General features: G+C 58.2%; 19 protein-coding genes and 4 pseudogenes. 13 read left to right on the top strand and 10 right to left on the bottom strand.

The genetic code is table 11. The features are described from left to right. The first annotated feature begins 338 nt into the window (after window positions 1-338). Complete coding sequence (locus tag PY650_RS29520) at window positions 339-587, top strand: hypothetical protein (protein WP_285883290.1); 249 nt, start codon at window positions 339-341, stop codon at window positions 585-587. Window positions 588-665: 78 nt separating this feature from the next. On the opposite strand, the gene zwf is transcribed toward PY650_RS29520, so the two are convergent. Further along, the gene (gene zwf, locus PY650_RS29515) at window positions 666-2,135 is read right to left on the bottom strand and encodes a glucose-6-phosphate dehydrogenase (protein WP_285883288.1); all 1,470 of its coding nucleotides are present in this window, start codon (window positions 2,133-2,135) and stop codon (window positions 666-668) included. 402 nt (window positions 2,136-2,537) lie between these two features. Then, window positions 2,538-3,185, bottom strand: coding sequence for an NAD(P)-dependent oxidoreductase (locus PY650_RS29510; RefSeq protein ID WP_285883287.1), 648 nt, complete (start codon window positions 3,183-3,185; stop codon window positions 2,538-2,540). A 118-nt stretch (window positions 3,186-3,303) separates the two neighbouring features. On the opposite strand from PY650_RS29510, the gene PY650_RS29505 reads away from it, so the two are divergent. Both PY650_RS29505 and PY650_RS29500 read left to right on the top strand, forming a co-directional pair. Then, window positions 3,304-3,753 carry a MarR family winged helix-turn-helix transcriptional regulator gene (locus PY650_RS29505; protein WP_285883286.1) on the top strand — a complete coding sequence of 150 codons (450 nt, stop codon included), beginning with the start codon at window positions 3,304-3,306 and terminating at the stop codon, window positions 3,751-3,753. 304 nt (window positions 3,754-4,057) lie between these two features. Further along, window positions 4,058-4,380: pseudogene (locus PY650_RS29500) on the top strand (DUF736 domain-containing protein); the annotation flags it as partial. A gap of 24 nt (window positions 4,381-4,404) precedes the next feature. On the opposite strand, the gene PY650_RS29495 reads toward PY650_RS29500, so the two are convergent. Both PY650_RS29495 and PY650_RS29490 read right to left on the bottom strand, forming a co-directional pair. Further along, complete coding sequence (locus PY650_RS29495) at window positions 4,405-5,316, bottom strand: haloalkane dehalogenase (protein ID WP_285883285.1); 912 nt, start codon at window positions 5,314-5,316, stop codon at window positions 4,405-4,407. Window positions 5,317-5,321: 5 nt separating this feature from the next. Continuing rightward, complete coding sequence (locus tag PY650_RS29490; RefSeq protein WP_285883284.1) at window positions 5,322-5,906, bottom strand: TetR/AcrR family transcriptional regulator; 585 nt, start codon at window positions 5,904-5,906, stop codon at window positions 5,322-5,324. 336 nt (window positions 5,907-6,242) lie between these two features. Between PY650_RS29490 and PY650_RS29485 the strand changes: the two genes are divergently transcribed. The 3 genes and pseudogenes from PY650_RS29485 (at window position 6,243) to yghU (ending at window position 8,615) form a co-directional block, all read left to right on the top strand. After that, the gene (locus tag PY650_RS29485; protein ID WP_285883283.1) at window positions 6,243-7,139 is read left to right on the top strand and encodes a fructose bisphosphate aldolase; all 897 of its coding nucleotides are present in this window, start codon (window positions 6,243-6,245) and stop codon (window positions 7,137-7,139) included. A 131-nt stretch (window positions 7,140-7,270) separates the two neighbouring features. After that, a pseudogene (locus PY650_RS29480) lies at window positions 7,271-7,414 on the top strand (glyceraldehyde 3-phosphate dehydrogenase NAD-binding domain-containing protein); the annotation flags it as partial. A 325-nt stretch (window positions 7,415-7,739) separates the two neighbouring features. Continuing rightward, the gene (gene yghU, locus PY650_RS29475; RefSeq protein WP_285883282.1) at window positions 7,740-8,615 is read left to right on the top strand and encodes a glutathione-dependent disulfide-bond oxidoreductase; all 876 of its coding nucleotides are present in this window, start codon (window positions 7,740-7,742) and stop codon (window positions 8,613-8,615) included. Between the two features lie 46 nt (window positions 8,616-8,661). Here the strand turns inward: yghU and PY650_RS29470 are convergent, their stop codons facing one another. Then, the gene (locus tag PY650_RS29470; RefSeq protein WP_285883281.1) at window positions 8,662-8,991 is read right to left on the bottom strand and encodes a DUF6665 family protein; all 330 of its coding nucleotides are present in this window, start codon (window positions 8,989-8,991) and stop codon (window positions 8,662-8,664) included. Window positions 8,992-9,417: 426 nt separating this feature from the next. Here PY650_RS29470 and PY650_RS29465 point away from each other — a divergent pair, with 426 nt between their 5' ends. Further along, window positions 9,418-9,564 carry a DUF1127 domain-containing protein gene (locus PY650_RS29465; protein WP_285883280.1) on the top strand — a complete coding sequence of 49 codons (147 nt, stop codon included), beginning with the start codon at window positions 9,418-9,420 and terminating at the stop codon, window positions 9,562-9,564. A 418-nt stretch (window positions 9,565-9,982) separates the two neighbouring features. On the opposite strand, the gene PY650_RS29460 is transcribed toward PY650_RS29465, so the two are convergent. Then, on the bottom strand, window positions 9,983-10,486 hold the full coding sequence (locus PY650_RS29460) for a tyrosine-protein phosphatase (protein WP_285883279.1): 504 nt from the start codon (window positions 10,484-10,486) through the stop codon (window positions 9,983-9,985). A gap of 2 nt (window positions 10,487-10,488) precedes the next feature. Further along, a complete protein-coding gene (locus PY650_RS29455; protein WP_285883278.1) occupies window positions 10,489-10,788 on the bottom strand; it encodes a hypothetical protein in 300 nt (99 codons plus the stop codon). 222 nt (window positions 10,789-11,010) lie between these two features. On the opposite strand from PY650_RS29455, the pseudogene PY650_RS29450 reads away from it, so the two are divergent. Then, window positions 11,011-11,646, top strand: a pseudogene (locus PY650_RS29450) (transposase family protein); the annotation flags it as partial. 87 nt (window positions 11,647-11,733) lie between these two features. Here PY650_RS29450 and PY650_RS29445 read toward each other — a convergent pair. Further along, complete coding sequence (locus PY650_RS29445) at window positions 11,734-12,024, bottom strand: type 2 periplasmic-binding domain-containing protein (protein WP_285883293.1); 291 nt, start codon at window positions 12,022-12,024, stop codon at window positions 11,734-11,736. Between the two features lie 2 nt (window positions 12,025-12,026). Then, a pseudogene (locus tag PY650_RS29440) lies at window positions 12,027-12,158 on the bottom strand (TetR/AcrR family transcriptional regulator); the annotation flags it as partial. Between the two features lie 230 nt (window positions 12,159-12,388). Between PY650_RS29440 and PY650_RS29435 the strand changes: the two are divergent. After that, window positions 12,389-13,162 carry an SDR family NAD(P)-dependent oxidoreductase gene (locus PY650_RS29435; protein WP_285883277.1) on the top strand — a complete coding sequence of 258 codons (774 nt, stop codon included), beginning with the start codon at window positions 12,389-12,391 and terminating at the stop codon, window positions 13,160-13,162. Between the two features lie 41 nt (window positions 13,163-13,203). Further along, the gene (locus tag PY650_RS29430; protein ID WP_285883276.1) at window positions 13,204-13,506 is read left to right on the top strand and encodes a putative quinol monooxygenase; all 303 of its coding nucleotides are present in this window, start codon (window positions 13,204-13,206) and stop codon (window positions 13,504-13,506) included. Window positions 13,507-13,518: 12 nt separating this feature from the next. Here PY650_RS29430 and PY650_RS29425 read toward each other — a convergent pair whose 3' ends face one another. Further along, a complete protein-coding gene (locus PY650_RS29425; RefSeq protein WP_285883275.1) occupies window positions 13,519-14,628 on the bottom strand; it encodes a LacI family DNA-binding transcriptional regulator in 1,110 nt (369 codons plus the stop codon). A 459-nt stretch (window positions 14,629-15,087) separates the two neighbouring features. Between PY650_RS29425 and PY650_RS29420 the strand changes: the two genes are divergently transcribed. The 3 genes from PY650_RS29420 to PY650_RS29410 all read left to right on the top strand — a co-directional run bounded on the left by PY650_RS29420 (window position 15,088) and on the right by PY650_RS29410 (window position 18,447). Continuing rightward, window positions 15,088-16,122 carry a ketopantoate reductase family protein gene (locus tag PY650_RS29420; RefSeq protein ID WP_285883274.1) on the top strand — a complete coding sequence of 345 codons (1,035 nt, stop codon included), beginning with the start codon at window positions 15,088-15,090 and terminating at the stop codon, window positions 16,120-16,122. Window positions 16,123-16,223: 101 nt separating this feature from the next. Next, window positions 16,224-17,285 (top strand): ketopantoate reductase family protein, encoded by a 1,062-nt coding sequence (locus tag PY650_RS29415; protein ID WP_285883273.1) that lies wholly within the window; start codon window positions 16,224-16,226, stop codon window positions 17,283-17,285. A 55-nt stretch (window positions 17,286-17,340) separates the two neighbouring features. Continuing rightward, window positions 17,341-18,447, top strand: a complete 1,107-nt coding sequence (locus PY650_RS29410; protein WP_285883272.1) for a sugar ABC transporter substrate-binding protein — start codon at window positions 17,341-17,343, stop codon at window positions 18,445-18,447. Window positions 18,448-18,459: the final 12 nt, after the last annotated feature.

Below are 18,459 nucleotides of genomic sequence, written 5' to 3'. Positions count from 1 at the left end.
AGCCCCGCGTGAAACGAGCCTCGATGCGACAAGTCGTGGACTTGCGCGGGAATCAGGAACCAGACAACAAGGCGGCTGCGTAGCTTTAATCAGCTATGCGCTGGTTTGTTTAGGTTCTGGAGAGCGGTCGTTGCGAGCACCAAACCGGCGGGGCTTACGGCTGAGTCGTGCCGATTGCTGCGAGTCTTTCTAGCAACACCTATTTGGGAACTGGAATCTTGGACGGATTTGGCTGGTCTAGATCGTTCCGGTTGCGGTATCTTTAGGACTGTAAAAGCGATTTGCACGACCGGGACAGCTGGAGAAACCACGTCCGCATATCCTAGAGCAGGACCCTGATGAACGCGGATATGATAGCCGCCTGGGCGGTGGAAAACGGATTCCATGCGATCGATTCGCGGAGTTATCGTCGCCATGACAATGCAGGCGTGATCACGATCCAAATAAAGAGGATGTCATTCCTCCTCATCGACGAGAGGCAAGGATTACGACCGCGCCTCATATCGCGGTTGTTCAAGGACATTCGTCTTAATAGCGGGCATGGTCGCCTGCACGGTCTTCTTCCTGACCGGTATTCCAATCGTTGAGTCCTGGTGCGATCACCACAGCCCAGCCAATTTACGAAGGCGGCGTGCCATCGCCGGCATCAATCCAACTGTTGACCGTCAATCACGCTTTGCCGCATCCCTCCAGGCGCGCTCGAACGGTAGGCGCCAAGCGTTCGGGGCAATGAGTTGGTGGATCGACTTCGGCCCCCAGCCGCCCTGGTCGTAGAGGCGTACGGGCGGCGGGTTATCGAGGAGAGGTTGGGAAACCTCCCAGAGCCGCTCAATACCCTCGGCGGTATTGAACAGTGTGTGGTCACCGCGCATGGCGTCGAGGATCAGACGCTCATAGGCCTCCAGAACCTCGCCGATCAGGCCGGTTTCGCTCATGGCGAATTGCAGCGAGAGCTTGTCGAGCCGGAAGCCCGGTCCAGGGCGCTTGCCATAGAAGGAAAGCGAGACCTTGGAGGCATCAGCAAGGTCGAAGGTGAGGTGGTCAGGGCCCTGTGCCCCCACGCCAGAGCCGGCAGGGAACATCGATTTCGGGGGCTCGCGGAATGCGATCGAAATAACGCGCTGCCCCTCGGCCATGCGCTTGCCGGTACGCAGGTAGAAGGGCACGCCAGCCCAGCGCCAGTTGTCGATGGCGCATTTTAGAGCGATGAAGGTGTCCGTGTCGCTTTCGGGATCGACGCCAGGCTCACTACGGTAGCCAATGTATTGACCGCGCACCACGTCGCGAGGCTCAATCGGCAACATGGAGCGGAACACCTTGTTCTTCTCTTCCGAGATAGGCGCAGGCTCAAGGGCAGTGGGCGGCTCCATCGCCATGAAGGCCAGGATTTGGAAGAGGTGGGTCACCACCATGTCACGATAGGCGCCGGTGCTCTCATAAAAGGCGGCGCGGGTGGAAAGGCCGAGCGTCTCCGGAACGTCGATCTGCACATGGTCGATGAAGTTGCGGTTCCAGATTGGCTCGAATAGGCCGTTGGCAAATCGGAAGGCCAGGATGTTTTGGGCCGGCTCCTTGCCGAGGAAATGGTCAATGCGGAATATCTGCTTCTCATCGAACACTTCGTGCAGCTTCTTGTTCAGTTCAACGGCACTGGCAAGGTCCGTGCCGAAGGGCTTTTCCATGATGATACGGGAGCGCTCAGTCAGCTCAGCCTCGGCGAGGAGCTGCACGGCCGGGAGGGCGGCACTTGGTGGAACGGATAAATAGTGCACGCGCCGCGTCTCGGCACCCAATGCTTCCTCGGCCCTGTCGATCGCTTCCTTGAGAGCATTGGCGCCGGCAGCGAGCGGGACGTAGTCGAGCGATGCGGCAAACGCTTCCCATTCGGACTGCAAGAACTTGCGAGTCAAGAACTTGTCCAGCGAGTCACGAGCGATAGTGCGGAAGGCATCGGCATCGATGTCATCGAGCGAGACGCCGATAATACGGCACCCTGGGATGAAGCCCGCATTGGTGAGGTGGAACAACCCGGTCAGTAGCTTGCGCCTTGAGAGATCGCCCGTTGCGCCGACGAGCACAACGACCTGTGGATAGCCGGGGCCAACCCGAGTTGAATTCTTGCGCAAAACACTCATCCTCAAGTCTTCCGTTGTCCCTTGCGGATGGAGGTCGACCTCAGCTCCGCGCTGCCGCGAAGCGGCTACCTTCTTGCGTGATGCCATGACGTTAAGCTCACCCCTCTAAGGTTAAATAGAGGCATGGATTGCGTAGCGGAGCAAGGGGCGGCAATACCGTCCCACCTTGCCGCGTGAATTGCTGCATAGCTTTGTCTCGTCGCGCGCTTACCTGCCTATGCGCCGAGGCCGTCGCGGAACACACGATGGCGCTGATCTTAACGCTTAACCGCAAAGACACCGTCGGCAATCGCTTGGTAGTTCGTAAGAACTGGCACAAGCCTGCCTTCGCGAATCCGATCTTGGACGAGCCAGCTCACGTTGCGCCAGTAACAAGTATCAAAGCATCGTCCGCTCGAAAGATTACTCTGCCACGCCGACAGGTTGTTTGATTGTCTGGGGATCATCGAGCGCACGAAGCATCGCGTGCGCCACGTTAGCTCGGGAGATACTATAGCCGCGCGGCACGTTCCCGCCGACTTGCCATCGATAGACCTCTGTGAGCGGCTTGTTGCTCAGCTTGGGCGGCCGAACGATTGTCCAGTCGATATTGCTCTGACGGATTTCATGTTCCATCTCGGTAAGGTCCGCATACAAGTCCTGCAGCAACCTGCCGATCAGCGGAAGGATCACAAAGCGGTTGAGAGCACTCTCGCCATGCGGTACTGCGCCGACGGGAACGGCGCTGACGGCAACAAGCCGCCTGACACCTGCGCATTCCATAGACAGCAAGATTGCCGAGGTCGCTGTTGATGCCACCGGCCCATCTTTCGGCCCGCGCGGTCCCACGCCCGATATAACGGCCTCTACATCTTTGAGCGCCAGCGTCAGCTCCCCAATGTCGGTGAGGGCCGGAACTCTCACGACACTCAGTCGCGCATGCACAAGATCAAATTGCGCTTGCGTTCTTACGACAGCAGTGACGGTGTCTCCGCGGTCGAGCGCCTGCTGCACCACCTGGGCACCAATTCCGCCACTGGCACCGAAAACAGCTATCTTTCGCGCCTGCATCGTTCCTCAGCTTTGCAACAATGGTAGCTAATGGCTCGACTCTCATATAATATGGAACTCATATCATCAATATGTATCTCGTACAATATGGAAATCAAATTATAAGCAAAGGACGGACGTGCGCGAGAAATCCAGACATGGCATCATCAAGCGGCGGCTGCGCGACCTGCGGAACCAGCTCTCCGTGCTCAATCGCCAGATCGGGGCGCGGGTGGATTTGAAAGAGATTGATCACGATTGCCTGGACCTGATCGTGCGCGACGGCCCGCTGAGCCCAAAAACATTGGCTGAAAAGGCCAAGCTCCATCCAGCCACAATGACCGGCGTTCTCGATCGGCTGGAGCGTGCCGGCTGGGCTACCAGGCGGCGGGTCGAGACCGACCGAAGGGCCGTACTCGTCACCCCCGAGAGCGAGAAGGTCGGGAGAGTGGGGTCGCTCTATGCCGGGATGAATGCCCGTCTGGATCAGATTTGCGCAATGTATTCTGACGCTGAACTAGAGGTGATTGCTAAGTTTCTTGACGAAGTCAGCGTTGCCGCGGCCAATGCCGCAAACGATTTGCAGTGAAGCGCTTGGCTCACTTTGATATTCATCGAGGCGCTCGCAAGGGTCGTGGGGCCACGGACCATGACGTTCGAGCACCGCCGCGACTGCCCTCGAATCCGCATCCGGCTGTGCCTCGACCGCTCCAAACGGCCTCTCCAATGGCTTGATATGGCCGAGGGCCGGCTGCGCCGCCATTCCTCGCGAGACAAGAAAGCCCTCCTTGGCTGTTAGACCCCTTCGGGGTGCGCCGTCGATCGCCTTCGGCTGTCTATCGCCATCGAGGCCGCAAAGGTGCGGGTTCGGGAAAGGAAAACGGAGACTTACAATGGCGACTGTCGGCACCTTCAAGAAGACCGGCTCGAACGAGTTCACCGGCGAAATCGTCACCCTCAGTGTCCAGGGCCAAGAACGTGCGCATCATTCCCGACCGGCGCCACCGGCGAGAACGCCCCCAGCCGCCGGGTACTGGTCGGCCGCGCCGAGATCGGCGCCGCCTGGTCCCAGCGCTCCAACGAGGGCCGTGACTATCTGGGCCTCAAAGCCGGACGACCCCAGCTTCACGCTCCGATCTACGCCAACCTCTCCGACGACGAGGAAGGCGACACCTTCTCGCTGATTTGGTCCCGTCCCATCGGCCGGTCTAAAGATCCAAGATCTTTCCGATCGTTAGAGCTAAGCTGTGGCGGGAGCCAAACGGGCCGCCGTTTTCGCTTCAACCTCGGCTATGAACTCCGCCACCGTCTCACCTATGATCTCGGGGTGGTCCTCCTGGAGGTAATGAAGACCCGATCCGAGTTTTACGAGGCGGCAGTCACGCAATCTGCGAGCAAATTCCTCCGCCACCTCGGGCGATACGAGCGCACCAGGATCTCCGGCGAACAAGAGCTTGGGATAGGTCGAGGCCGATAGGGCCTCATGTGCGCGCTCCATGGTCGCATAGACATCAGCGGGCTCGCCCGAGATCGGCAACTCGTTTGGAAAACGCCACGTTGGTTTCCGGGAGGCAGGAGTCGGGAATGGCGAGCGATAAACCGCCATTTCCTTCTCAGTGTAGGCGCGGACGGTTGCTCCCGGCAGTACACCCTCTACGAACGCATTGTCCTCCAGGATCAGCTTTTCGCCTTCTCCGGGTGTACGAAACTTGCGGAAGACCTCGCGCTCGGCCCGATCGCGCAAAAACTCCTCCCAGGTCGGGATGGGTCTTGTGAATTCCATGAATGCCAAGCCTTTGATAAAGTCTGAGCGTCGGGCGGCAAGATGAAAGGCAAGCGCCGTACCCCAATCTTGGGCTACGACGTAGGCCGAGCCGATCCCCATCTTCTCGATGAAGGCGTCGAGATATCTCACATGGTCTTCGAACCGATAGGCGATATCCGGCTTGCCGGATTGTCCAAAACCGATCAGATCCGGCGCGATGCAATGACCGACATCGGCAACTAGTGGAATTATGTTCCGCCAGATGAAGGAAGAGGTAGGATTGCCGTGGAAGAAAAGTACGGTGGGCGCGTCAGTTCGCCCAGCCTCACGAAAGGCCATTTCAGAGTCAAGGATAGGCATGCGGGGCAGGCTGATATCCGCGTTCATCACGATCACCTTTTAAGTACAGTAGCGAAAACAATGCGCCTGAAGCGCTCTAATGGCTCAGCGTTGCGGGATACCTTCATCCGCAATATTGCTCCTTCCCACGCTGCGATCAGGAACTCGGCCAAGTCATTTGGTTCGAACGCGTCCGAGATTTCCCCTGACGCCTGGCCTTCAGCGATGCAGTCGGCAAAAGGAGCTGACCACTCAGGAAAGATTTCACTCAGCCGCGCACGCAGGAGCTCGCTCTGGGGCGCGGCCTCAAGGCTGAGGTCACCGATCAAACAGCCTCTTTGGAAATCGTCTTCAGCCAGACGGCCGATAATAATATCGAGATAACGGTTGATCCGTTGTCGAGGGGTCAGCCGCTTGTCCCCAAGCGCCGCGTCCGCCGCCACTTTCAGGCTCGTGAAATACCTGTCCAATACCTCCTTGGCGAATGCCTCTTTTGAGCGAAAGTGGTTCGTGAAGGAACCTTGCGGTGCCGACGCTTCGGCGACGATATCGCGGACGCCTGAACCGACGTATCCCTTGCGGAACATCACAGTCCGACCCGCTTCCAGAATAGCTTCACGATGAGAATGCTTCGCCATGTCTCCAGAATACGGACGTCCGTATTTTTGTCAATGGGCGTTCTCCCGGAGACAGGCAGTCAAAACTTTTAGAGAGCCGCACGCTCAATCGATTAAATAAATAAAATCGATTTAAAAATATTAGATTTTTTGAAATTTTTTGATTCCCATGAGTTAGCCACTGGACATTGTTTGCTTGGTCTGATGGTGGTGCTCGTCGGCGAAATCCAGATTAGCCAGCAAACATAAGCAAACATGATCGGTCGTTACGCTCAATCATCGCGTCGACCGCAGGCTGTCGAGGACGCGCCGCGCGACGAAGAATTCATGGAGGTACGATTGTCAAAGGAGAGAATAATGGTCGACGCTAAGCAGATGTCGCAGATGGTGGAGAAGAAGGGCTTTATTGCCGCCCTCGATCAGAGCGGTGGTTCCACTCCAGGCGCCTTGCGTCTCTACGGGATCGCGGATTCGGAGTATAGCGGCGACGAGGAAATGTTCCGCTTGATGCACGAGATGCGCGTGCGCATCATGACTGCGCCCAGTTTTTCCGGAGATAAGGTCATCGCCGCCATCCTGTTCGAAAGGACCATGGATGGCGAGGCCGCTGGCAGGCCGGTACCTTCCTATCTGTGGGAGGACCGCGGCGTGGTGCCTTTCCTCAAGGTCGACAAGGGACTTGGCGCCGAAGAGAATGGCGTGCAGTTGATGAAGCCGATGCCCGATCTCGATGCCTTGCTCGACCGTGCCGTGAAGAAAGGCATCTTCGGCACCAAGATGCGTTCAGTGATCGCCAACGCTGACCAGACCGGCATCGCCGCGATCGTGAAGCAACAATTCGAAGTGGGTCGACAGATCCTCGGCCACGGGCTTATCCCGATCATCGAGCCGGAAGTCTCGATCAAGAGCCCGACGAAGCAAGAGGCTGAGGCCATTCTGCTCGACGAGATCGCCAAGGAACTCGACGCGCTACCGTCGGGCACGCTGGTCATGTTGAAGCTCACCATCCCGACGATTCCGGATTTCTACGCTCCCCTCATCGCTCATAAGGCGGTTGCCCGCGTCGTGGCCCTGTCGGGTGGATACAGCCGCGCCGATGCTTGCGAGAAGCTCCGCCATAATCACGGCATGATCGCCAGCTTCTCGCGTGCTCTGACGGAAGATCTGCGCGTCACGATGAGCGACGGCGAATTCGACGCCAGCCTCGCCGCCACCATCGATCAGATCTATGCGGGAAGCGTCACGAAGGTCTGATTTTCGAGAGCCAATGGCGCAGCGAGCATGCCACGACTGCGCTGTTGGAGGGCGGCCTTTCTAAAAATTTACGAGGTCGGAGCTGCCTCCCCCCTTTTGCAAGAAACTCTGACTGAAAGGGAGTGAACGCCTTGACTATAAAAGTCGCCATCAACGGCTTTGGTCGCATCGGCCGCAACATTCTGCGCGCGATCGTCGAATCCGGCCGCACCGATATCGAAGTCGCCGCCATCAACGACCTCGGCCCGGTCGAGACCAATGCTCACCTGCTGCGTGGCCGCGACTAGGAATGACGACGGTCCGCTCGACGAGAACAGGCTGATTTCGTTCTATCGCGGTCTCGTGCGCCGGCTCGCGGCGCACGAGGCTGATCGAACCGAGAGCCAATTGCCAAATGGAAAACCGTGATCGAGATGTACTCCTGGATCACGCCTAGATGCTCGCTCACACCCTCTTTCGAAGATAGTGGTTCATCTTGTTGGCACCCAAACAATGTTACGTGAAGTGATGCTCTTGGCGCTGACAAAGCGTTGTTGCCTCTGCTAGGTGCATAGCAGCAAATCGATTGTACGCCCGTTATCAATTATCAGGAGCTTGAACATGACCGGTTCTTCCGAATACACGCCGCCGAAAATTTGGACCTGGAACAAGCCGAGCGGAGGCCAGTTTGCAAGCATCAATCGTCCGATCGCAGGACCGACGCATGACAAGGAACTGCCGGTCGGCCGCCATCCACTCCAACTCTATTCACTCGCGACACCGAACGGCGTGAAGGTCACTATCATGCTCGAGGAGCTCTTGGCTCTCGGCCATAGCGGCGCGGAATACGACGCGTGGCTGATCAAGATCGGCGAAGGCGAGCAATTCGGAAGCGGCTTCGTGGCGGTCAATCCAAACTCCAAAATACCTGCGCTTATGGACCGCAGCGGCCCGAAGCCAATCCGGGTCTTCGAGTCCGGTTCGATCCTGACCTATCTCGCTGAAAAGTTCGGCGCCTTCCTGCCGAACGACCCCGCGGCGCGTGCCGAGTGTTTTTCATGGTTGTTCTGGCAGATGGGAAGCGCGCCTTACCTCGGCGGCGGGTTCGGCCATTTCTACGCTTACGCGCCGGAAAAGATCGAATATGCGATCGACCGCTTTGCCATGGAGGTCAAGCGCCAGCTCGATGTGCTCGATCGTCGCCTTGCCGAAAGCGAATATCTGGGCGGCAAGGATTACACGATCGCCGATATCGCCGTGTGGCCCTGGTACGGCGGCCTGGTCAAGGGCTGGCAATATGGAGCGGGTGAGTTTCTTCAGGTGCAGGACTACAAGAACGTTCAGCGTTGGGCCGATGCGATCTTCGAACGACCGGCGGTAAAGCGAGGGCGGATGGTCAACCGGGTATCCGGCGAGCCGTCCGATCAGTTGCATGAGCGCCATGATGCAAGCGATTTCGAAACCAAGACGCAGGACAAGCTCGCGACCGCGAGCTGAGGAAACGTCTCGTTCAAGCTAGAGCTGGGCGTTGCACCGCCTGGTCTCAACGACGCACGGCGCCAACTCTTGCAAGCACCTCTTTGGGTATGGCGTAGCGTTGAATGACATCGCGACCATTCCGCAGGCCGCAGGTTTCTCGCTGAATGAAGAAGGCCCAGACGGCGTCAGAAGCTTTGTCCACCAGGCTGTCGCGCTCCGCGTCGCTGTGGCGCGCCGCATCCCATGCCCGTAGTTCCGCAAGCGCGCTCTCCACCTTCAGCCCGTGGCGTCCAAGCGAGCTGGCGCGCTCGGACATTAGTTCATATTCGAGAACATTGAACCCGCTGTCGGTCGAATGAAACTGCCTCAAGGATTGCGGCGGACGAACGCTCATGGATGGAAATCCTTTTGTTCCGCGACTATGCTAGCCGATCATGTGCGACAGATCGATAGGCTCCGGGCGAAGTTGCAACGGAATACCCAACAATGCATCGTGGCAGATATGCGATTATAGCATATCAATTAACGTCATTGGCAAGGGTGGATTGATGAAGCCATGCCAAAGAAATCGGGAAATATCCGCTAAGTCAGGATTTTGTTGCCTATTTTCCGATGGTGAAGGCCTGGCGATCATTATAATCTCTAGCCATCTGTCGTCCAAAAAATGTGCGCTCTGCACTTAGTTATGCATATAATGCAATAGTGCGTTGAGGGATCGGTGCTGTTACCCGGGAAGGTCAGGCCTTATATTCCAACCATCAAAAGCACGGCGGCGCCCGGATGGCGGCCGCTCTCCCAAGCCCGAAGAAAGGGGATGAACATGAACGTAGCGCATTCCTTCAACAACTGGCGCAAGTATCGCCGGACCGTATCGGAACTCGGCCGCATGTCGAACCGCAGGCTGAACGATCTCGGCATCGAGCGCTCGGATATCCAGCGTATCGCTCGCGAATCCATCGCTCGGTAATATTGAATTTACTCGCACCGTGACGGGGCGATATCTGGACGCCCGCTCTCATATAGCCGGCGTTTTGTTTTATCGATGTTCTGTCCCGCGAACGTGATGACCTCCGTTCGCGAGGCATTGGCATTATGGCGCCGGCGAACCAAAGATCTGAAAATATCCCCAGGCGGCGGCGAAAACCGCGATCACCACAATGACGACAAGCAACTTGCGCAGCCCGGGTCGCGGTGTCCTGGGCGGCTTCGGTCTTCGAAATTGGATGACGTTGTCGTTCATTTGACCTCGGTTGTGGACACGATCGAGGTCTCCTTTCGCCCCGACTCCATGAGGGGATAAATAGAACTGTCCGGCATCCGAGAGCAAGGCATTCCGAAACGGCGGGTTCGCAAAGCAGGGGGCGGCGGGCAAAGGCGGTAAGATTTCAGCCAAGAATACGTTGGCACAGCTTTTCAATCTCGTCGTCGGACAGTCCGATCCGCGCGGCATAAAAGGGCACGCCACCATAAATCCGGGTGATATGCTCGAGTGTGGAGCGCATGATCTGCGGTTCGCTGGCAAGAACGAGCTCGATTAATGCCGGGTCGGCGCCGCCCCGCAAGGACTGCTCCCGCAGGCGTTCGATCGACCGTCCGGCGACCCGGCCGGTCAGCGCGTAGTCTTCGGTGATGGTTTTGTCATCGACATCTGCGATCGCCAGCAGGATGGCAGCGATAATGCCGGTGCGATCCTTGCCGACGCTACAATGGAAAAGAACAGTCCCTTCCGATGCCGCAGTAATTGCGCGCAGACGTCCAGAGAACTCGTGTCGCGCTGTTCTGCATCCGTCTCCCTCAGGTAAATGCTTACTTACTTTATGGCGCGAATGAAATTGGGAGCGCACACGCGATGAGCGTTCCCAAGAGGGTCTTGCATCAATGGCGTTCAAGGCTATCTGCGTAGCCGCTCCCGGTGCTCCTCGAGGACACGCTCGATCGTCCGGACGCGCTCCTGGCGACGTCTCAGGCTTTTGCCTGCTTTGCCACGGGATTGCGCCTGACGGCTCGCTTGAAGCTGCTCGATATAGATCTCGCCTGGCTTGCCATTACTGACACGGTCGAACACCCAACAGAACGACGCTGGAAGCTGACCTTCGCGATAAAGCGGGTTTGCGAGCGTCTGTGGCGTCTCCCCATCCACCGTCGTTCGAGCCGCAAACGCTCTCGGATTTGAGACATTTAAGGAATTCAAGCTCTTCTTTCGACAGCATATGCGCTCGCTATCTGGAAGCGGACGCGTGATCAGCTTCCAATCCTTCGAATCGATGAAGCTCGAATAAGGAGTCTCACATTCGGCTTGCCGCCATTCCGGCCGCCTGGGCCTATGACTTGATGTCGTTTGGCATCTAAACGGGTTCTTCCTCAATTTCTGTGGTTAACAGAGTGTTAGCGCCACGACTGCTATCTTGGGGGGATGCGAGCGCAACTAAGATGGTCACCCGGCCCAGGGGTCAAAATTCTGGGTATCACCCTTCAAGAAGAAAACTGGGTTGTTTCTGCCGCTGCGAAACCTGTCGGTATCTGCCCCGATTGTGGAACACGAAGCAGGCATCGGCACGGCTGGCATAACCGCCGCCTCCAGGATTTGCCTGTTCAAGGTCAAGTTGTGACAATCAACCTTGGACTGAACCGGTGGCAGTGTAGACACCGGAAGTGTGGGCGACGAACCTTCACCGACAAATTGCCCGAGATTGCTTCACCTTACATGCGGCGGACTGAACGGATGGCTGAGATTGTGGGCTTAGTTGGCCACAAGATGGGCGGTCGTCCGGGAGAGCACTTGATGCATCGACTCGGCATGCCGGTCAGCGACGACACGATCTTGCGGCAATTGAAGCACAAGAATGGGACGTGCGTGCAAAATGACAATATTCGGGTTGTGGCCATTGACGATTGGAGCTGGCGGCATTCCTCGCGGTACGGGACGATCATAGTCGATCTTGAGCGACATTCGGTCGTCGATGTTTTGGAAGATCGCAGCGTCGAGAGCGCAAAAGCGTGGTTGCAAGAGCGTCCGACGATCGAGGTCGTGAGCCCAGATCGTGGCGGTTCGAAAAGGCGACCATCGACCTTTCGTTGCGGTCGCCAGAATGAAAGGCGCGGATCTTCCTCCGCGCCCCAAACTGCCGTCACCGTTTTAGAATCTGTACTTTGGAGGTGTAGAGGTCTCTGTGTAAATTTCAGCCTTCTTGGCGGCACCATAAACGGTATCATTTTTTTCGAGGATCTTCTTATAATCCCCGCTCTCGATCAGGCGATCAAACGCACCTTTGAGAGCTGCAAGTATCTTCTCCGAGTTCTCGTTTCGGGCGGCGGCAACCGCTGTTGGCCCGCCACCGATCTCACCGGAAGCGTCGAGGCTGGCGCTATTAAGGGCGAGAATTGCATTCCTGACGGAGGGAAATGCGCTGACGGTTTCCTTCAGCAAATTCAAGCCGGCAGAAGACCCGCGGCACGATAGCTTTCGATAAGAGTGTTGTAGAGTGAGATGTCCGCGCGGCCTCTTGCCATGAGTTGGGGCCCCGCCACTGCCGCGAGTACGGCCTTGGCGCGTGCCTCACTCGCTTCCGGACTGACGGCGCCGGTTGGCCACGTTACAAAGCGTAGTGCCGACAAAGATCAAAATGATCGGCTAACAGGCGAACTATTAGCTTTCAGAAATCCCAGGGTGAGCTGCGTGCGCTCATCGGAACTCCCCTCAGGGCGCGCATCCAAAATGGATAATTGCGCGGTTTTCATCTCTGTAATTATTCGTAGCATTTGCCTGAAGGCTTGGGAGGAGCGGCGCAATAATGACAGATACGAAGCTTTGCATTCTGACGGGGGCAGCCGGCGAGGTCGGCCGGGCAACGGCGCGACGTTTTGCCGAGAACGGCTGGTCGATGATTCTTTGTGACCGAACCACAGATATCGCAGGCCTGGCGAAAGACCTTGCGAACGAGTTCGGACGCACCTGCTTGGGTGTGCAGATGGATATCGCCAACGATCAGGAAGTCGATCGTGTCGCGGCGACCGCCCGCGAGACCGGCATTCCGCTGCGTTTCCTGGGGCTCGTGGCAGCGATCAATCATCCGGCCCTCACCATCGAAAATATGGATATGGCCCTCTGGGATCGTGTTCAGAACATCAATCTGCGGGCAAACGTCAAGTTCATCAGCGCCAGCGTGCCGCTGCTGCGCAAGGGCGGCAATGCTTCTATCGTGAACGTCGGCAGCTATTGGGGCCGGGAGGGGCACGCTTTTTTCAGCCCCTATTGCGCGTCGAAGGCTGCATTGATTTCTCTGACGCAGAGCGTTGCCGCGGAGCTCGCGCCCGATATCAGGGTGAATTGCGTTGCGCCGGGCAACATCAACACCTCGATGCATTTCAATGCTCTCACCGTCGAGGCCGAAAAGCGCGGAATTTCCGCGGACGAGATGCGCAAAATCGAGTGGGCGAAGATCCCGATGGGCCGACCCGCGGAGACGGCCGAGATCGCATCAGCAATTCATTTCCTATCCACCGACGATGCCAGCTATTTCATCGGGGCCACACTGGACGTCAATGGCGGTTGCCGCTTCACCTGATGAGACTCGAACGGCGTTGGACGATCGAAGGGAGAGAATGAATGTCGGAGCAGCTTACTGTCATTGCGCATCTGGTGGCGCGTCCTGATAAGATCGAGGACACGAAGGCATTTCTGATGTCGCTGATCGACCGGACGCGAGCAGAAGCAGGCTGCCTCGACTATCATCTGCATCAAAGCGAAGAAGATCCTGCGAATTTCGCCTTCTATGAAAACTGGACCAGCCGCGCAGCGCTGGACGAGCATATGGGGACGCCGTATCTGCGCGAACTGGTGGCGCGAAAGGCAGAGTTCTTCAAGGTCGATCCGGACATTCGGCTGCTGACGATGATTTCCCCGCGATGATGTCCACGCGGTTCAAACGGTGATCGCGCCAGATCGGGCTGCAATCGATGAAGGATCGGAGGCCTGTTCGGACTTGCGTGCCGGGCCGGTACTGCCCCGCAGCACGACATGAGGCGTGAGCAAGACGCGCTTCACCGGCTGCGCGTGATTTTTGATCAGGCTCATGAGCAGGTCGGCGCCCTCGAATCCGAGGTCGCGGCCGGCCGTGTGCAAAGTGGTCAGCGGCGGCGACAGCATGTTCATGAAGGGCAGATCATTGACGCCGGTCAGCGAAATTTGTTCCGGGCACGCAACGCCTGCCGATTTCAGCGCGGCGAGACAGCCGACGGCGAGAAGATCGTTGAAGGCGAGGACCGCGGTGCTGGTCAGCCCGGTTGCGAGCATATCCGTCATGATCCGCTCGCCTTCGACAACATCATAGGCTCGCGCCTCGACAACATCGAAACGGCAACCGGCTGCCTTTGCAAGGCGTGTTGCTGCGTTGAAGCCTACCAACCTGTTTTGGGCGGTGGAAGCGGCCAGCGGCGGAGTGACGTAAGTGATGTCCCTATGGCCAAGATCGAGAATGTGCTCGACCATCGCCTGGACGCCGGATGCATCGTCCATCGCGACGGATGATATCCGGGCATGGCGTGGGTCGCGAAGAACGGCGACGGTCGGTATGCCAAGTTCCAGGCAGAGTTCGACCGAAGGATCGTTGAGCTCGAAGCTGGCAACGACCAGGCCGGCGACGAACTGGCTGCTCATGCGTTCGATGATCGAGCGCAGTTTTGCTGGACTATAGTCGGAATTCGCGACGAAGGTGACGTAGCCGTCCTGCGCGACACGTTCCTCCACTGACGCAATGATCGGAGAAAACAGGGGGTCGCTGAGATTGGGGACAATAAGGCCGATCGTTCCGGTCTTCTGCGTCCGAAGGCTCGAGGCGAGACTGTTGCGCTTGTAGCCGAGCTGCTCGGCGACCTTCTCGATCTTGCGGACGACCTTGCTCGATATGCGGTGGCTCGTTCCCGGGTTCAGCGCGCGCGACGCCGTCGAGACATGCACGCCGGCGCTATTCGCGACGTCGACAATCGTCACGCGCGGGCGCTTGCTTTGCTGGCGTTGCGGGGTATCGCTCATTCGGGGCCGGCTTCATCACATCAGGATTCAACTGATTGGGAAAATATGCGATCAAACCTTTGCACACAAGATGGCTGATCGGACCTCCCTGGTTTGACGATTATCTCGCGTTTGGGCGATCGTTGCTTGGGACGTGCGACTATAAATATATGAAAACCACAAGCTCCTCCTCCGATAGTTGATTTTGCGCGCGATTTGTCGAGCAGAAGCTGCCCTACAGCAGGCCGCTCGTTTCGGATTTCGGCGCGAACAAGAAGTTTTTGACAAACGGTTGCGCGTCATTTCAATCACGTCAAATCCTTATTAAATTTACAGAATTTTGATAAAATAATCTTTTTGCTTCGAAATATGTTGCCCAAATGAGCAAACGTTTGCACTTGACTCCATCAGCAGCGGCTTCTAACCATGCTTCCCAATGGAGCGGCACGGTGGGGTGCCGGGGAATGGAGAGAACGCACGATGTCCCGGGATTTAGAGCGCAATCTGAAGATCGCATTTGCCGGAACCGGCGCGCAGGGTGCGTCGATCGGTGCGGATTTTGCGCTGGCGGGCCTCGACGTAACCTTTATCGAGCAGTGGCCGGAGCATGTTGACGCAATGAACGAGAGCGGCGTCACGGTCAATCTGCCGACGCGATCCCTTCGTGCAAACGTTCGCGCAAAGCATCTCTGCCAAGTGGCCGAAATACGCGATTGCTTCGACATCGTCTTTCTGGTCGTCAAGGCATACGACACGCGCTGGACCTGCCAGCTCATCGAGCCGGTGCTGGCCGCCGATGGCCTCGTCGTCGGTGTGCAGAACGGAATGACGCAGCATGCGATTGCGTCCGTCGTGGGTGCCGAGCGTACCGTCGGCGCGGTCTTCGACATGGCGTCCAACATGTTCGTGCCCGGCATAATCAATCGGCAAAACGATCACGACACGTCCTGGTTTGCGCTGGGTGCGCTTGATCCAGCAAATCGGCCGCGCGTGGAAAAGATAGCAGAGCTGTTGCGCTCAAGCGGTCGCGTCGAGGTCACGAACGATATCGCTTCCGCCAAATGGATGAAGCTGATTGTCAATGCTGCGCAGCTGGTTCCGTCCGCGATCCTGAACCTGCCCTTTGCCGAGGCGGTCAAGATGCCCGGTATGGAAAAGGTGATGCGAACCGCGGGGTACGAGGCGATGCGCGCCGCCCAGGCGGATGGAGCCGGCATCGTTCCGATCCTCGGCATGGCGCCGACGGCGATCAACGACCCGGAGCGCCATGTCGATGCGATCTTCGACGAAGTCCTCAAGACATTCATGATGCCCGACACGCTGACGACGGTCCTTCAGGACTGGCGCAAGGGACGCCGTGCCGAGGTCCTCGATATCAACGGTCACGTTGTCGAGACGCTGAAGAAAGCAGGGCATGCCGCGCCGGTCAACGAGCGGATCGTCGAAATCGCCCGCTCGATCGAGCGAGGACATCTGACGGCGCAGGCGTCGAACAGCACGCTTTTGGCAAGCTGACATCGGTTCGAGCGCGCCGGCCGGAAGGGTCGGGGCGATCGACAGGAATTGCAGAAAACGACGCGTGCACGAGCCGCACGCAACTGAAGAAGGAGAAACACATGAGTTGGGATAAGGCGCGCGGCCCGCGGATCGCATTTCTGGGAACGGGGGCACAAGGCGCGTCCATCGGAGCCGACTTCGCATTGGCCGGCCTCGACGTCACCTTCATCGAACAGTGGCCGGATCACGTCAACGCCATCCGCGAAAACGGCATCACCGTGAACCTGCCGAGCCGGACGATCAATGCCAAGGTTCCGGCGCTGCATCTCTGCCAGGTCGCGGAAATCAAGGAGCCTTTCGACCTCGTCTTTCTCGTGGTCAAGGCTTACGACACCAAATGGGCCTGCCAGCTGATCGAGCCCTGCCTCGCGCCCGATGGCCTGATCATCGGCCTGCAGAACGGCATGACGCATGAGGATATCGCCGATGTCGTCGGCCGCGAGCGGACGATCGGCGCGGTGATCGAAATCGCCTCCAACATGTTCGTGCCCGGCGTCACCAATCGCCAGAACGACCCTGAAACATCCTGGTTCGCGCTCGGTGCGCTCGATCCGAAGACGCAGCCGAGAGTCGAAGCAGTCGCCGAACTCCTGCGCAACTCCGGCACGGTCGAAGTCATGGAAGACATCCGCTCCGCCAAGTGGATGAAGCTTGTCGTCAATGCGGCCGAGCTCATTCCATCAGCGATCATCAACCTGCCGCTGGCCGATGCCGCGCACGCCCCCGGCATGCTCGAAGTCATGCGGGCTGCCGGATATGAGGCCATGCATGCCGCTCTGGCGGACGGCGCCAAGATCATCCCGATCATCGGCATGCCGCCGGTCACGACAAACCATCCGGAGCGCTATGTCGACCAGATCTTCGAGGAGGTTCTGAAGACCTTCTCGCAGGAAGATACGCTGACGACATCGCTGCAGGACTGGCGAAAGGGGCGCCGCGCCGAGGTGCAGGAAGTCAACGGCTGGGTCGTCGATATCCTTGCCGCCCATGGCCAACAGGCGCCGGTCAACAAGCGCGTGATGGAGGTTGCCTACGACATCGAGGCCGGCCGGATCGAGGCGCGGCCTGAGAATTCGGCACTGCTGATCGAGACGTACAAGGCCGCCGCCGACGGCCGATAGGCCGAGAGCTCCGGCCGAAAGCGAACGTGAATTTTAACCTGAGGAGGAGAATGGCATGAAATCGCATCTGAAATTCGGAGCCGTCGCGCGATGGCTCGTAACATCGGCCGCCATCTGCGCAAGCTTCGCGCTGCCGGCCACAGACGCCAACGCCGACGAGGCGAAGGGCGGCAAGTTGATCATCGGCATCGACGAAACCGCTTCCGAATACTGGTCGGAATATATGCAAGGCGTGAAGGACATCGGCGATTCCCTGGGCAAGGATCCGACTGTTCTCACCAGCAACTACCAGGGTGACCAGCTCCTGGCCCAGCTCGGCGCCACCTATGCCGCCGGCTGCAACCAGTGCGCCCTTGCCACCGACCCGTCGTCGAACGCCTTCGTGAAGGCTGTCGTCAACCGCTCGGCCAAGTCGAAGGTCCATGTCGTCACCATCTGGAACCGCCCTGAAGATATCCATCCCTGGGATACGGACTCCAAGTATTGGGTTGCCCACACCTCCTTCGACGGCGTGATGTCGGGCTACTATCAGGTCATGGCGCTTTGCAAGGCGCTGAACGGCAAGGGCAAGATCGCCGCGATCGAAGGCGTGCCGTCCACGCCGCCGGCCTATCAGCGTATCGCCGGCCTGAAAAAGGGCCTTGCTGAATGCCCCGGCCTCGAGCTCGTCGACACGCAGGTGGGTGACTGGCAGGAAACAAAGGCGCAGAATATCACGCGTACCTGGCTCGCCCGCTACGGCGATCAGCTGCAGGGCATCTTCGCATCGAACGATGCGATGGGCCGCGGCGCCATTGCCGCGCTCAAGGAAAAGGGCCTGAACGGTAAGGTTCTGGTTACCGGCTCCGACGGCTCAAACATCGGTCTGGAAATGGTCAAGAACGGCGACATGCTGGCGACCGTCTGGAACGATCCGGTCCTGCAAGGCGCGGTTTCCATGTCGCTCGCCTATGCCGCTGCCGTCGGCGATATCGATCCTGAGAAGCTGACCCATGCCCAGCGCGACTTCTACCTCAAGCAGGATGTCGTCACCAAGGATAACGTCGACAAGTATCTCGACCTGAAAAAGAACGCGCCGAAATACACCTACGACGAAATCAAGAAGGACTTCTGGAAGGACTCGGCAGGTCAAATTCCGGAAGGCGCAAACGAGAACAAGTAATCGGAGGAGGGG

This window comes from Martinezella calliandrae, assembly GCF_030272695.1.
Lineage (GTDB): Bacteria > Pseudomonadota > Alphaproteobacteria > Rhizobiales > Rhizobiaceae > Rhizobium > Rhizobium calliandrae.
Note: the sequence above shows the minus strand (reverse complement) of the source record. Positions and strands in the feature narration are given on the sequence as shown.

What these genes read in the sequence shown, in the direction of transcription:
- PY650_RS29520 (WP_285883290.1), top strand. Translation starts at nt 339, where the DNA reads ATGAACGCGGATATGATAGCCGCCTGGGCGGTGGAAAACGGATTCCAT.
- zwf (WP_285883288.1), bottom strand. Translation starts at nt 2,135, where the DNA reads ATGAGTGTTTTGCGCAAGAATTCAACTCGGGTTGGCCCCGGCTATCCA.
- PY650_RS29510 (WP_285883287.1), bottom strand. Translation starts at nt 3,185, where the DNA reads ATGCAGGCGCGAAAGATAGCTGTTTTCGGTGCCAGTGGCGGAATTGGT.
- PY650_RS29495 (WP_285883285.1), bottom strand. Translation starts at nt 5,316, where the DNA reads ATGAACGCGGATATCAGCCTGCCCCGCATGCCTATCCTTGACTCTGAA.
- PY650_RS29490 (WP_285883284.1), bottom strand. Translation starts at nt 5,906, where the DNA reads ATGGCGAAGCATTCTCATCGTGAAGCTATTCTGGAAGCGGGTCGGACT.
- PY650_RS29485 (WP_285883283.1), top strand. Translation starts at nt 6,243, where the DNA reads ATGGTCGACGCTAAGCAGATGTCGCAGATGGTGGAGAAGAAGGGCTTT.
- yghU (WP_285883282.1), top strand. Translation starts at nt 7,740, where the DNA reads ATGACCGGTTCTTCCGAATACACGCCGCCGAAAATTTGGACCTGGAAC.
- PY650_RS29470 (WP_285883281.1), bottom strand. Translation starts at nt 8,991, where the DNA reads ATGAGCGTTCGTCCGCCGCAATCCTTGAGGCAGTTTCATTCGACCGAC.
- PY650_RS29465 (WP_285883280.1), top strand. Translation starts at nt 9,418, where the DNA reads ATGAACGTAGCGCATTCCTTCAACAACTGGCGCAAGTATCGCCGGACC.
- PY650_RS29435 (WP_285883277.1), top strand. Translation starts at nt 12,389, where the DNA reads ATGACAGATACGAAGCTTTGCATTCTGACGGGGGCAGCCGGCGAGGTC.
- PY650_RS29430 (WP_285883276.1), top strand. Translation starts at nt 13,204, where the DNA reads ATGTCGGAGCAGCTTACTGTCATTGCGCATCTGGTGGCGCGTCCTGAT.
- PY650_RS29425 (WP_285883275.1), bottom strand. Translation starts at nt 14,628, where the DNA reads ATGAGCGATACCCCGCAACGCCAGCAAAGCAAGCGCCCGCGCGTGACG.
- PY650_RS29420 (WP_285883274.1), top strand. Translation starts at nt 15,088, where the DNA reads ATGTCCCGGGATTTAGAGCGCAATCTGAAGATCGCATTTGCCGGAACC.
- PY650_RS29415 (WP_285883273.1), top strand. Translation starts at nt 16,224, where the DNA reads ATGAGTTGGGATAAGGCGCGCGGCCCGCGGATCGCATTTCTGGGAACG.
- PY650_RS29410 (WP_285883272.1), top strand. Translation starts at nt 17,341, where the DNA reads ATGAAATCGCATCTGAAATTCGGAGCCGTCGCGCGATGGCTCGTAACA.